General features: G+C 65.5%; 11 protein-coding genes. 9 read left to right on the top strand and 2 right to left on the bottom strand.

Going from position 1 to position 13512, the window contains the following annotated elements:
* The 9 genes from cydB (at position 1) to FQK05_RS17755 (ending at position 10198) form a co-directional block, all read left to right on the top strand.
* Positions 1–1011 carry a cytochrome d ubiquinol oxidase subunit II gene (cydB, locus tag FQK05_RS17715; RefSeq protein ID WP_158969320.1) on the top strand — a complete coding sequence of 337 codons (1011 nt, stop codon included), beginning with the start codon at positions 1–3 and terminating at the stop codon, positions 1009–1011.
* A gap of 170 nt (positions 1012–1181) precedes the next feature.
* Positions 1182–2303: a calcium:proton antiporter gene (locus FQK05_RS17720; RefSeq protein WP_158969322.1), complete on the top strand. Its 1122-nt coding sequence runs from the start codon at positions 1182–1184 to the stop codon at positions 2301–2303.
* A 128-nt stretch (positions 2304–2431) separates the two neighbouring features.
* On the top strand, positions 2432–3460 hold the full coding sequence (locus FQK05_RS17725; RefSeq protein ID WP_158969324.1) for a magnesium transporter: 1029 nt from the start codon (positions 2432–2434) through the stop codon (positions 3458–3460).
* 13 nt (positions 3461–3473) lie between these two features.
* Positions 3474–3713 carry a YtcA family lipoprotein gene (locus FQK05_RS17730; protein WP_199252701.1) on the top strand — a complete coding sequence of 80 codons (240 nt, stop codon included), beginning with the start codon at positions 3474–3476 and terminating at the stop codon, positions 3711–3713.
* 4 nt (positions 3714–3717) lie between these two features.
* Complete coding sequence (gene mdtN, locus FQK05_RS17735) at positions 3718–4770, top strand: multidrug transporter subunit MdtN (protein WP_158969326.1); 1053 nt, start codon at positions 3718–3720, stop codon at positions 4768–4770.
* A complete protein-coding gene (locus FQK05_RS17740; RefSeq protein ID WP_158969328.1) occupies positions 4757–6538 on the top strand; it encodes an FUSC family protein in 1782 nt (593 codons plus the stop codon). The genes mdtN and FQK05_RS17740 overlap by 14 nt, the downstream gene beginning before the upstream one ends.
* A 166-nt stretch (positions 6539–6704) precedes the next feature.
* A complete protein-coding gene (locus FQK05_RS17745) occupies positions 6705–7820 on the top strand; it encodes a linear amide C-N hydrolase (RefSeq protein WP_158969330.1) in 1116 nt (371 codons plus the stop codon).
* A 73-nt stretch (positions 7821–7893) separates the two neighbouring features.
* The gene (locus FQK05_RS17750; RefSeq protein WP_158969332.1) at positions 7894–9273 is read left to right on the top strand and encodes a glutamate decarboxylase; all 1380 of its coding nucleotides are present in this window, start codon (positions 7894–7896) and stop codon (positions 9271–9273) included.
* Positions 9274–9331: 58 nt separating this feature from the next.
* Positions 9332–10198, top strand: a complete 867-nt coding sequence (locus FQK05_RS17755) for a hypothetical protein (protein WP_233270559.1) — start codon at positions 9332–9334, stop codon at positions 10196–10198.
* Positions 10199–10251: 53 nt separating this feature from the next.
* Here FQK05_RS17755 and FQK05_RS17760 read toward each other — a convergent pair whose 3' ends face one another.
* Positions 10252–11589 carry a metal-dependent hydrolase family protein gene (locus tag FQK05_RS17760; protein ID WP_233270560.1) on the bottom strand — a complete coding sequence of 446 codons (1338 nt, stop codon included), beginning with the start codon at positions 11587–11589 and terminating at the stop codon, positions 10252–10254.
* A 169-nt stretch (positions 11590–11758) separates the two neighbouring features.
* Positions 11759–13246 carry a TolC family protein gene (locus tag FQK05_RS17765; protein ID WP_158969336.1) on the bottom strand — a complete coding sequence of 496 codons (1488 nt, stop codon included), beginning with the start codon at positions 13244–13246 and terminating at the stop codon, positions 11759–11761.
* Positions 13247–13512 lie beyond the last annotated feature (266 nt).

A 13512-nucleotide genomic window follows, 5' to 3' on the forward strand; every position in this document is an offset into this window, starting at 1 on the left:
ATGGAAGCCAGCACCCTCGCCCTGGTCTGGGCCGGCGTCATCGCCTTTTCGATCCTGGCCTATGTCATCCTGGACGGGTTCGACCTTGGGGTCGGGATTCTGTTCGGCACCACCCGCGACAAGGAGATGCGCCACCGCATGATCGGCAGCATTGCCCCGGTCTGGGACGGGAACGAAACCTGGCTGGTCGTCGTCGGCGCCAGCCTGTTTGCGGCTTTCCCGGCGGTCTATGCGGTTTTCCTGGGTGCCTTCTACCTTCCGGTCCTTCTGATGCTGATCGGCCTGATCTTCCGCGGCATCGCGTTCGAGTTCCGCGAACAGGGCGACGAACCGGGTGGCCTGTGGGACGTTGGCTTCTTCCTGGGATCGGTCGTCGTGGCCTTCGTGCAAGGCGCTGCGGTGGGCGCGCTGATGCGGGGTCTGCCGGTCACGGACGGCCAGTTTTCCGGCACCAGCCTGACCTGGCTGCATCCGTTCCCGGTGCTGACCGGCGTGGGCCTTGTGATCGGCTATGCGCTGCTGGGCGCGGGCTGGCTGCGGATCAAGTGTCCGGGCGCCCTGCGCATCTGGGCGACCGAGCGGATCCGCTGGCTGGGCATCGCCCTGTTCGTCGTGCTGGGCGCTGCAACCGTTGCAGCGATGACCGTCGATTTCAGCGACGGTCTGCGCGACACTGCCGCCCGCTTCAACGCATTGCACGCCGTTCTGCTCCTGATCGCCGTGGGCGCACTGGCGGGCGCGATCTACAGCACGCGGGCGCTCCGGACATGGCTCCCCTTCGCGCTGACCGCGCTGCTGTTTCTGGCGGCCTTCGCGACGCTGGGCACGATGATGTGGCCCTACATGATCCCCTACCAGCTGACCGTGGCCGAAGCCGCGGCGCCCGAAGCTTCGCTGAAGTTCCTGGTCTGGGCCGGGGTCATCGCCCTGCCGCTGATCCTGGCCTACACGATTGCGGTCTACTGGATCTTCGCGCGCGATACGGAAACGTCCTACCACAGCGGCGATTGAGGGGCTGAAGGGAGGCGGCGGCGGTCGAGGCTGCCGCACCTGCACAATCTGGGGCTGCTCAAGGGTTCTTGTTCTTGAAACTTGGCGGCAAGTTCTTCATGGCCAATAGTGTGGCCCCAAACGATCCGGCTGCGCGTACGTTCAGGTTCCAATCTCGGCGGAGTTTCATCATGGCCCACTCCACTGCAAGATCTGCACAGCACACCGAAGGTCTCAAGCCGTCGTTGGTGCCGCTTCTCGCCCCGATAGGCGGGCTGGTCGTCTGGGGGTTGGTGGAAACCGTCTTCCATGCCGATACGCCGACGATCCTGTATCTGTTTGCCGTCCCGCTGCTGTTCGTTTCGGTCTTCGTCGCGGTCCACCATGCCGAGGTTCTGGCCCACCGGATCGGCCAACCCTTCGGGTCCTTCCTTCTGGCCCTGTCGGTCACCCTGATCGAGGTATCGCTGATCGTGTCGATGCTGCTGTCCGATACGGATGGCGACAGTGCCGTGGCGCGGGACACGGTCTTTGCTGCGATCATGATCGTGCTGAACGGGATCGTCGGGCTGTGCCTGCTGATCGGCGGCCTGCGCTATCACATGCAGGAATTCCGTGGCCACAGCGCCACCGCCGCCCTGGGCGTGCTGGGCACGCTGGCGGCCCTGGGCCTGATCCTGCCGAACTTTACCCAGGCCGTGGCGGGCCCGGTCTATGCACCGGGGCAGCTGATCTTCGTCGCGATCGTGTCGATCCTGCTTTATGGCCTGTTCCTGTTCGTGCAGATGTACTCGCACAAGGCCGATTTCCTGGAACAGGACGATGTCGATCCACAGGCCCACGCGGCTCCGGCCAGAGGCAAAGCGCTGGTCCTGTCGATCGTGGCGCTGCCGCTGTCGCTGCTGGCCGTCGTCCTTCTGGCCGAGATGCTGGCCGACCCGATGCGCGACAGCATTGCCGCCATCGGCCTGCCCGAGGCGCTGGTCGGCGTCGTCATCGCGCTGGTCGTCCTGATGCCCGAGGGCATCGCCTCGATCAGGGCGGCGATGAACAATCACATCCAGACCAGCCTCAACCTGGCGCTGGGGTCGGTGCTGGCCTCTCTCTGCCTGACGATTCCGGTCGTGGCGCTGCTGTCGGTGGCGCTTGGCCAGACGCTGATCCTTGGGCTGGAGGGCGAGCATATCGTGCTGCTGGTCCTGTCGGTTCTGATGAGCACCCTGTCCCTGGCCATGGGGCGTACCACAGTCCTGCAGGGGGGCATTCACCTTGTGATCTTCGGGGCTTTCCTGACGATTTCGGCCCTTCCCTGACGCCGGACGGCGCCCTGCGACAACGGAACACGTCAGAAACCGGGTCTGGGGGCACTTTCGGCATGTGCCCGACATCGCAATGACAAGTTCCTGTTCCACTGGCCATGCGGACAGACCGGAGTATCTTCATGACCAGTACAGAGACCGACCAGCCCCTGCCGGATACGGCCCTGGAACTTGCCCTGCCGCAGCCGCGCACCGTTCCGATCGGGGCCACCTGTGCGGAGGCGACCGCGTTGATGTCCGAGGGCAGCGCCGGCGAGCCGACCGTGATCTGCGTTCTGGCGGAAGACGGGCGGCTGGTCGGGATTGCTACGTTGCGCGACTGCCTGAAGGCCCCGGCAGACGCACCCGTAGACCGGGCGATGACGGCTCGGCCGCCCGTGGCCCGCGCCGACTGGGATGCCGAGGACGCAGCCCGACTGATGCTGGACCGGGATCTGTCCCTGCTGCCCGTCGTGGACGGTGCGGGCAAGCTTCTGGGCGTGGTGACGCCCCGCCGGGCCTATCGCCACCTGCTGGGTCAGGCCGAGGACGACGCACAGGATTTTGCCGGTGTCATTCCGATTGTCGAAGACGACTATGGCGCGATGTCGATCACGGCCGACTTCCTGCGCCGCGCACCCTGGGTTCTTGTCCTGGCGGTTGCCGGACTGGCTGCGGGCTATGTGGTGCATGTCTACGAGGACGCGCTGGATGCGCTGGTAATCCTGGCGCTTTACATGCCGATGGTCGCCGATACCGGTGGCAACGTGGGCACACAATCCTCCAGCCTCGTGACGCGGGCCATCGGCAGTGGCATCGTGGATATGCGCGGCTGGGCAAGGGTCCTGTGGCGCGAGGCGCGGGTATCGCTGATGATGGCGGCGGCGCTGTTCCTGTTCGCCTACCTCAAGGTCCTGCTGATCTCGAACCCCCAGGATGTGCCGATGGGCCTGACCATAGGCCAGATCGCGATTGCCATCGGCACGGCACTGGCGGTGCAGGTGGTCAGCGCGACGATGATCGGGGCGATCCTTCCATTGGGCGCGGTCGCCGCGCGGCTGGATCCTGCGGTGGTCTCCGGTCCCGCCCTGACCACGATCGTCGATCTGACCGGACTGATGCTTTATTTCTTCATCACCACGCATATGCTTGGCCTGTACGCAGGTTTTTGACGAGAGGATCCCGATGACGCTGCCCCTGTTCCTGACCGCGGGATACGCTGCCGCGCCGTCGCTGGCGCTGTTCGGCAGCTATTTCCCGGCCTGGCTGATCAGCCTTGGCGCGGCAATCGTTCTGACCGTCCTGATCCGCGTGGTCTTCGTTCTGACCCGCGTGGACGATATCCTGCGCTGGCGCGTGCCGGCCTATTTTGCGCTGGCGCTGGCGCTGACCTACCTGATCCTTTCCCTTTTCTTCGGACGCTGAGCTCATGCCATCCAAGACCGTTACCCGCGTTGCGGCCGTTGCCGGTGCCGTGCTCAGCCTTGGCATCATCGCCGGTGCCGTGGTGCTGGGCATACGCAACTATCGCCATTCCCAGATGAACCCCTTGTCCGACGACGCCTCTATCGGCGCCGAGGTGATCCAGATCTCGACCTCCGTCCCGGGGCGGGTCAAGGTGCTGAACGTGCGGGAAAACGGCATGGTCCGGCAGGGCGACGTGCTGATCGAGCTGGACGATGCTGCCTATGTGCTGGCGGTCGAGCAGGCCCGCGCGGACCTGGAGATCGCCTTGGCCGCGGGCAGCGACCAGGCCCGCAACATAGAGGCCGAGCGTGCCAATGCCGACATCGCCGCCGAACAGGTGGAACGGGCGCAGGCCAACCTGGAACTGGCGACCCAGTCGCTGGATCGTCTTCTGCCGATGGAACAGAAGGGATTTGTGTCGACCCAGCAGGTCGACGACGCCCGTACCCTGAAGCGCGGGGCCGAGGTCAGCCTGCGCGAGGCGCTACGCCAGCAGGATGCGGCGCAGGCACTGGTCGGCGACGAACAGGGTGCCGACGCGCTGATCCGCGCACGGCAGGCGGCGCTGGCCATTGCCGAACACGAATTGGAACAGACCGTGCTGCGGGCGCCGCGGGACGGCTATGTCGTGGGGGTGACCGTGGCGCCGGGCAACGTTGTGCTGGCGGCGGCGCCGCTGTTCACGCTGATCCCGGACGACGACTGGCATGTCGACGCGAACTATACCGAAACCATCCTGCCGCAGATCACGGCCGGCAACTGCGCCACGGTCTTCGTGCTGTCGGACCGCCGGCGGCTGATCCGCGGCAAGGTCGAAAGCATCGGCTGGGGCGTCAGTTCGAAGGACCTGATCAACCTGCCCATGGCCCTGCCCATCGTGCCGAAATCGCTGGAATGGGTGCGGGTGCAACAGCGATTCCCGGTGCGGGTGTCGCTTATCGATCCGCCGGCCGACCTTATGCGGGTCGGCGCCTCGGCCGTGGTGACCGTGCACCAGACCGATGACGACTGCTAGCGCGCGGTCCGCGACGTCGCCGCTGCAGCGGTTGCTGGAACAGGCCTGGGCCGATCTGCAACCCTTCGAAGGGCGCATGGGCCAGACCTGGCGGGTGGCGCTGCTGTGCGCGCTCGTGACCGGCACGGCGATGATCTATCACATCCCGGAAGCGTCGATCAGCTGTTACCTGATCATCTTCCTGATGAAGCCGGATGCGGTGATGAACTGCCTGATGGGCGTCGGTCTGATCGGTCTCGCGTCCACCGTCGTGCTGCTGATGATCCCGGTGATCAACTTCAGCATCGACAGCCCCGTGTTGCGGCTGGCGATCATGTTCGGCGCCTCCTATGTCTTCATCTTCCTCAGTTCGACAACGCCCCTGGGCGAACAGGCAGCTATCGTCGGCCTGATCGTGGCCTTCATCATGACGCTGGTCACCGACGTGCCAATTGGCGAGATCGCCGACAAGGGCCTGATGGCGGCGTGGAAGATGGCCTGCATGCCGATGGCGCTGATGGTGCTGTTCAACCTGTTCCTGGGCATCCCCGCGCATACCCATGTGCGCTCCCTGATCGCCACACGGCTGGACGCGGCGGCGGCCGAGGTCGAGGCGCCGGGGTCGTCGCACGCGATGCCGGAGCTTCTGGCCCAGGGCAATGACCCGTCGCTGCAACAGATGCTGCTGGTCCGCCTGCTGCATCTTGTCCCCCGCGCGCAATCGCGCTGGCTGAACGGTGCGCTGGAGAGCAGCTATCGCCTGATCCTGGCCGTGCAGGTCCCGCCGGGCGCGATGGACGCGGACAAGCGGACGGCGTTGGCGCCACAGATCCGGGACTACGCCGCGCAGGTCCGCCGCAAGGAAGTGCCAGCGGCGGTTACGCTGGACGAAGCCCTGCCGGGCCCGATCCGCGACGCGCTGACCGGACTGACGCAGGACGACGGCGGGGCCGATCCAAAGCCCGCGGCGCAGGTTCTGTTCGCGCACGATGCCTTCACCAACCCACGCCACCAGCGCTATGCGCTGAAAACCTCGGTGGCGGCGATGCTGTGCTATCTGATCTATACCGGCATCCAGTGGGACGGGATCCATACCGCGCTGATCACCTGCTATGTTGCGGCTCTGGGCACCACGGGCGAGACGGTGAGGAAACTGACCTTGCGGATCGTCGGCTGCCTGGTCGGCGCGGCCATGGGCTGTGCGGCGCTGCTGTTCGTCATGCCCTGGCTGACCTCGGTCGGCGGGCTGATGATCCTGGTCTTCCTGGCGGTCATGGTCGGCGCCTGGGTCGCGTCGGGCAGCGAGCGGATTTCCTATGCCGGTGTGCAGATCGCGCTAGCCTTCCTGCTGACCACGTTGAATGGCTTCGGTCCCAGCTTCGACTTCTCGCAGGCCGGCAACCGGATCATGGGGATCCTGCTGGGCATCGTTGTGATCTATGTCATCTTCACCCAGTTCTGGCCGGCCAGCATCGCGGGCGAAATCCGCGAGAAGCTGGCGGACACCATCGCGCAGCTGAAAGGGCTGGCAACCCGGCCCGCCACGGAACGCGAGACCGACATCGATATCTCGGCCGAGGTCTACAAGACCATGGCCGAGCTGGAGGAGAAGCTGTCGATGGCCGCCTTCGAACCCCGCCACCAGCGCGCCGATGCCGCAACGCTGCAGCGGTACGACACGATGCGGGCCGACCTGGGCCGGCTGTGCCGCGAGATCCGTTTGGATCGTCGGGTGCAGCCGGAGGTGGTCCAGAGGCTGTCGGACATGGAACGAGAGATTTCCACCTGAAGGTGACCATGCCTTTGCGACAGGAATTTGTGCCGCAGGTACACGCAAGGGAATCGAAGGTGCCGCATGCCTTGCCAAGGGTGGCTTTCACAAAACCGCTGCTATACTAATTCTGCCAGTGATTGCTAAACGATAGGCAGTTTTTCCGGAATTAAGGGGAAGTGGAATGTGTACCTCGCTTGTCTATTTGGACACGTCGAACAAGGTCTATTTCGGCAGAACGCTGGAGTTGACTTCGGACCTGCCTTATCAGCTTGTCTACTATCCGGCGGGCCTTCCCTTTGCCTCGCATCTCGAAGGTCATGCGCCAACTGAATACAAGTCCGTTCACGGAATCCTGGCGGTGACCATGCCGGGCCGGATGCCCACGGCCGAAGCGCCGCTGGGCTATCAGGACCTGAAGGTGCTGGAAGGCATGAACGATCAGGGCCTGACCTTCAGCCTCTTGTCCTATCCGGCCGCCGGCGGCAGCCAGGCCAAGGTTGAGACGACGCAGGCGGTGCTGTCGGCATCCGACCTGGGCACCTGGGCCCTGGGCCAGTTCGCCACCGTGGCCGAGGTCAAGGACGCGCTGGCCGCCCAGCCCGTCCTTCTGGAGGCGCTGAAGCTGCTGGGCGGTGTCGAATCCCCGTTCCACTATGTCGTCCACGATGCGTCGGGCGCGTGTTTCGTCATCGAGTTCAACAAGGGCACGATGATGACCTACGACAACCCGGTCGGCGTTATGACCAACGGACCGGAATTCCCGTGGCACCTGACCAACCTCGACAACTACACCTTCCTGACGAATGTGGATCAGTCGAGCGGTACTTTCGGCAGCTACAAGGCCTCGCAACCCGATTCCGGGATCGCGACGGCGGGCCTGCCCGCATCGAATACCTCGGTCGGGCGGTTCGTGCGGGCGGCATACTATGCGCATTACACCGAAAAGGCGGATACGCCGGACATGGCGGTGCTGACGCTGGCGCACATCATGAACAATTTCGACCGCCCCCGCGGTGCGACCATCGACTATCCGACCGAAGGCGGCGGGCACCTGGAAGTCGCGGGCCTGTCGCAGGGTGCGGACGAACCCTATGCCACCGAATATACCTGCTGGACCAACCTGTCGGACCTGGACCGCAAGCGGTTCTACCTGCGCACCTATCGCAGCCTGAACTATGCCAGCTTCGATCTGGCCCAACTGGCTGCGGCCAAGGGCCTGTTCGTCCTGCCGGTTACGCATCTGGACAACCTGTCCGGCGATGCAACCGAAATTCTGAAACAGGCCAAGGCCGCCTGATCCAGAGCTGACGCCGCGATGCCCACCGGCGCCGGTGGGCGCCAGTCAACCCTTCCCATCATCGAGAGGCCCCATGACCGATATCTCCGCAAGCGAAGACGACGAAGTCTACGGCTCGTCCACACTGTCCCGTGCCCTGCCGAAATCCCGGTTCCCCGCAGCCGAAAGCAATCCGCGCCGCGTCTTCACCGCCGTCAAGGACGAGTTGATGCTGGACGGGAACGCGCGCCAGAACCTGGCCACCTTCTGCCAGACCTGGGAAGAGCCCGAGATCCACGAGTTGATGGATGCGTGCATCGACAAGAACATGATCGACAAGGACGAGTATCCGCAGACCGCCGAGATCGAGGCGCGCTGCGTGCGGATGCTGGCCGACCTGTGGAACGCACCCGAAGGCCCGGCAACGGGCTGTTCGACCACCGGATCAAGCGAGGCGGCGATGCTGGGCGGCCTGGCGATGAAGCGCCGCTGGGAGGCCAGGCGCAAGGCCGAGGGCAAGCCCATCGACAAGCCGAACCTGGTCACCGGCCCGGTGCAGGTCTGCTGGCACAAGTTTACCCGCTACTGGGACATCGAACACCGCGAGATCCCGATGGACGATGGCCGTCTGCTGATGACGCCGGAAGAGGCGCTGAAGTACTGCGACGAGAACACAATCGGCGTTGTGCCGACGCTGGGCGTGACCTTCACCGGTGAATTCGAGCCGGTGAAGGCGGTCAGCGATGCGCTGGACCAGCTGGAAAAGGACACCGGTCTGGACATCCCGATCCATGTAGACGGGGCTTCGGGCGGGTTCCTGGCGCCATTCTGCGCGCCCGACCTGGAATGGGATTTCCGCCTGCCGCGCGTCCGGTCGATCAACGCCTCGGGCCACAAGTTCGGCCTGGCGCCGCTGGGTGTGGGCTGGGTCATGTGGCGGGAAGAGAAAGACCTGCCGGAAAGCATGATCTTCTGGGTCAACTACCTGGGCGGCAACATGAAGGACATTGCGCTGAACTTCTCGCGTCCCGGCGGGCAGATCGTGTGCCAGTACTACAACTTCCTGCGGCTGGGCCGGGAAGGCTATGAAAAGGTGCACGGCGCCTGCTATGACACGGCCACCTTCTTGGCGAACGAGATCGCGGCCATGGGCCCGTTCGAGATCGTCTTCGATGGTGACCGGGCCCGCGGCATCCCGGCCGTGTCCTGGAAAATCAAGGACGGCACCGATCCGGGCTTCACTCTCTTCGATCTGGCCGACCGGCTGCGGGTGCGCGGCTGGCAGGTGCCTGCCTATACCTTGCCGGCAAACTGCCAGGACCGCGCGATCCAGAGGATCCTGGTGCGGAACGGGGTCAGCCAGGACCTGTGCGCCCTGCTGGTCGAGGATATGAAGGCTGCCCTTGATCATGTCGCGGCCCATCCGCGCAAGGAACCCCTGTCCGAGGCCGATGCTTCCGGCTTCCACCACTGACGCACGAAACGGAATGGGGCGGCGACCGGTATCCAGCCGGCCCCGTCCCGGCGCAGTCATGATGCACATGAAGACCATGGGCGCGGGGCGGTTCGTCACCTTCCGCAGCTATCACCGGGATGGCCGGCACGTGTTCTGGCGCGCGCGCCAGCACCGCAAGGGGCTGTTGCGCCATCCAGGCCAGAGGGTGGTGCCGTTCTGGCAGCTGCCGGCGTACAACTGGTGGACCGGCCTGTCCTTTTCGATCGGGTCATGCCTCTTCGCGCTGGGATCGATCCTGTCGCTGGTGCCGAACCCGCTCAGCGCGTTCCAGATCGCCATCGTCTTCTTCATGGGATCGATCCCCTTCACCACCGCCGGGTTCCTGCAGAACTTCCAGGCGGCGAACGGCACCGATTTCTCGCCCGATCCGGCAACGCCGCCGAAGCGGCTGCGGATCCTGGGCTGGCGGCCGCATGAGCTGGGCTGGTTGTCGACCGTCACCCAGTTCGCGGGCACCGTGGCCTTCAACTTCAACACCGGCGACGCCATCCACCCGGCGTCGGAATGGTACATGCAGGACCTGACGATCTGGGTGCCCGGCATGATCGGATCGGTGCTGTTCCTTGTCTCTGGCTATCTGGCCTTCGTCGAGACCAGCCATGGCTGGTGGTCATGGAAGCCCCGCGATCTGGACTGGAACATCGTTTTCATCAACTTCCTGGGCTGCGTCTTCTTCATGGTCGCCGGGATCGCGGCCTTTGTGCCGAAGGGCAAGGAACCCGGCTGGATCCCGGACCTGGCGAATTTCCACCTGCTTCTGGGTGCGGTCTGCTTCCTGATCGGGGCGGTGCTGATGATGGTGGAAAGCCGCCGGACCGAGATCCTGGGCCAGCAGCCGCAACCGGCCGGGACCGTGCCGGACCCGGTCTCAAATCGGGCCTGACGTCCGGCACGGGACCAAGGGCGCGCGGCCCCGAAGGGCGGGGGCTTGCTCGGTTACAGCTGATTCCGGACGACCGCGCCGTCCTTCATGATCAGCGCCAGCGAGGACGCCGGATCGCCCAGCCAGTCCAGCCCGGTTTCCGGGTCGCCGTCGACCACCAGCATGTCCGCCATCGCGCCGGGCCGGATCACGCCCAGCCGCCCGGGATAGGGCGCGCGTTCGCCCGACATCGCCAGCAGTTCGCCCGCATTGCCGGTGGCCATGCGCAGCGCCTCCAGCGGCGACATGAAGCGGGTCAACTTCGACAACTGCCGCCCCTGCGAGGCCGTGCCGGCCGGGTTCAGCAGGATGTCGGTCCCGAAGGCCATCTTGACGTTGTACTGCCGGCCCATCTCGAAGGCTGTTACCGTGCCGGCCTGTACCAGCTCCTGTTTTGCCCGGGCGGACGGCTCGGTCTTGGGGTTCGCGTCCTCGTCGTTCAGGAAGGGCTGGATGCTCCACCACACGCCGGCATCGGCCATCATGCGAACGGTTTCCTCGTCCGCCAGCTGACCGTGTTCGATCGACCGGACACCGGCCCGCAGGCAGCGCTGGATGCCTTCGGACGTATAGACATGGGCACAAACATAGGTGCCCCAGTCGGCTGCGGCCTTCACGGCGGTGCGCATCTCGTCCTCGAAGAACTGCACGCTGTCCAGCGGATCGTAAAGCGAGGTCACGCCGCCCCCGGCCATGATCTTGACCTGGCTGGCGCCCTTCATGAGCTGCTCGCGCGTCTTGCGCAGGACCATCGCATCGCCATCGGCGATCAGGGCCACGCCTTCCTTTTCGAACCGGTCGGCGGGGGTGTCGGGCATCCGGGGGAGGGCGCTGAGCAGGCGGAAATCGCCATGCCCGCCGGTCTGGGTCAGCATTGCGCCGGACGGGAAGATCCGCGGCCCCCGGATCACGCCGCGGTCGATGGCCATCTTCAGCCCGAAGGCCGGGCCGCCCACGTCCCGCACGGTGGTAAAGCCACGCAGCAGCGTCGCGCCCGCCTGCTGTCCCGCGACCAGCTGGACGAAGTTGATGTCACCCATCAGCGCCGCCTGTTCGGTCACGCCGCACAGCGTCGCGTGCCAGTGCGCGTCGATCAGGCCCGGAATGACGGTGCGTCCGCCGCAATCGATGACGGTCGCGCCCTCGACGATGTCGCCCGCGGGGATCAGTGCCTCGATCCGGTTGCCCTGGACCAGGATGTTGCGACCGGCCTGGATCTCCAGCGTCTCGCCGTCGAAAAAGCGCAGGTTGGTCAGAACGACGGGGGGCTGTGCGCCCTGTGCGCGGACCTCGCCCGGGGCCAGGCCGAAACCGGCGAACATGGCCATGACGGCCGCTGTTCCACCCAGCATCTGACGTCTGCTCAGGTCGGCCTCGACACGGCGGAAGGCGGCCTGAGTCTGGGGCGCGCCGCACAGACAGGGGGAAAGTCCGACCTTGGGGTCAATCGCGTGGGCGTTGCTGCAGATCTGGCACATCTTGGGTCCCTCGGTACGGTGAGCGTATTGCTTTGGTAAAAGTTTACTGGATGGCCCGGGCCGGCGAGGCGCGAGAGGTCATGTTCCCCAGCGAAAAGGCCAGGGTCGATGCCGCGATGAGTGCGGCGGTATGGGCATCGACCTGCGCCAGCCGCGCGTCCAGCAGACCGTTTTCGGCGGCCGAGACGTCGGTCAGCGTGCCCAGCCCGTTGCCATAGGCCTCGAACGCGGCATCATAGGTCGTCTGGGCGGCGGCCCGCAGTGCGGTCGCCGCCTCGTAGGAGGCCAGCGAGGACTGCAGCGAATTGGACGCCACGATGATTTCCCGCGTGGCGGCATTGACGGTCTGCTCGTGGGCGGCGCTTGCGGCCGCGGTGGCGGCCTGCGCCTGCTTGCGGCGGTTTTCGCGGATGCGGCCGTCATAGATCGGGATCGAGGCACCCACGACCACACCTGTGGTCGTCGACTGGAATTCTGCCCCGGGCAGGGTCCCTGTCTGGATCTGGCCGTTGTTCGCCGCCGCTACCGCACCCAGATAGACCTTGGGCCGGAACGCGGCTTCGGCCGCGACCTCGTTCGCCTCGCTGGCTTTCACGCCGGCATAGCTGGCCAGCACGTCGGGTCTGCGCGACAGTGCCTGTTCGATCAGCTGGTCCGTGGGCAGTGCCCGTGCACGTGGCAGGCGGCGCGCGGCACTGTTGTCCACCTTCAGCTGCGACCGTGGTGACACGCCGACGGCGCCCAGCAGGTCCTGATAGCTGTCGCTTTCGCCGTCGCGCGCGGCGACCAGCCGGAACCGCGCCTGCGCGACGATCTGCTTGGCCTGCGCCACCTCGATCGACGTCCCCAGACCGTTGGCATAGCGTGTTTCGGCCGCCTCCAGCAGCTTCTGGCTGTTGCTCAGGTTCTGCCCGGCGATGGACAGGTTCTGCTGGGCTGCGCCGTATTCGTAATAGGCGCGCGAGATGTTGTAGATCAGCGTCTGGTGCGTGCCGTTGAAGGCGACGTTGGCGGCAAAGGCATTCTGCTTGGCGGCAGTGCGCCAGGCCTGTCGTTCGCCGAAGTCGAACAGCAGCCATTGCAGCGCGATGTTCGGCACCACGGCATTCGAATGGGTGCTGATATAGTCGGTCCCGCCTTGCAGGTTGGTGATCGGGGTCACCAGATCCTGGTAACCGCCGATGACGTTGGCGGTGATCAACGGCAGGAAGGTGCCTTCGACCATGCCCTGCGCCGCCGCGGCCTGCCGCGCCTCTTCCCAGGCGATGCGGGTCGCGGGGTGGCTGCGCTGGCCCAGGTCGATCAGCTGCTGCAGGTCCAGCGCCTTGCCCGAACGGACCAGTTCGTCCGGGCTGGGCGTCCCGATCTCGCCCGAGACGGCGAAATTGTTGCCGCCCTGACCGCCGGGCCCCCAGGCCTGGTCGGGCGAGGAGGACACTGCCGGACCCTTGTCTTCGGAGCAACCCGCAAGGAACAGGGCCACGCCGGCCGCAATCGCGATCTTCACGGTTCCCGTGCGGGGTCGTTCCATTCCGGCCGCGGTCATCTCGGGGGCACTCGTTCCATCAGGCGGGAAATCCATCAATTTAAAATCGTTTTTACTTCAATACCCTTATGCAAGATCGCTTGGTGCGAATGCAAGATTCGGGGAACCTATCGTTCCGGTTGACCTTGGGGCCCGGTTCCCCGCGTGCGGGCCTCGGTTGCAGGTGGGCGCATGTCCGGGCAAGACCCGGCTGCCATCCCGTGCGGCGGGCAAGGGGGACAGACCGCAGCGGTCCCGTCGCAATGGCGTGT

Origin of the sequence: Chachezhania sediminis (assembly GCF_009765275.1) — a bacterium.
Lineage (GTDB): Bacteria > Pseudomonadota > Alphaproteobacteria > Rhodobacterales > Rhodobacteraceae > Chachezhania > Chachezhania sediminis.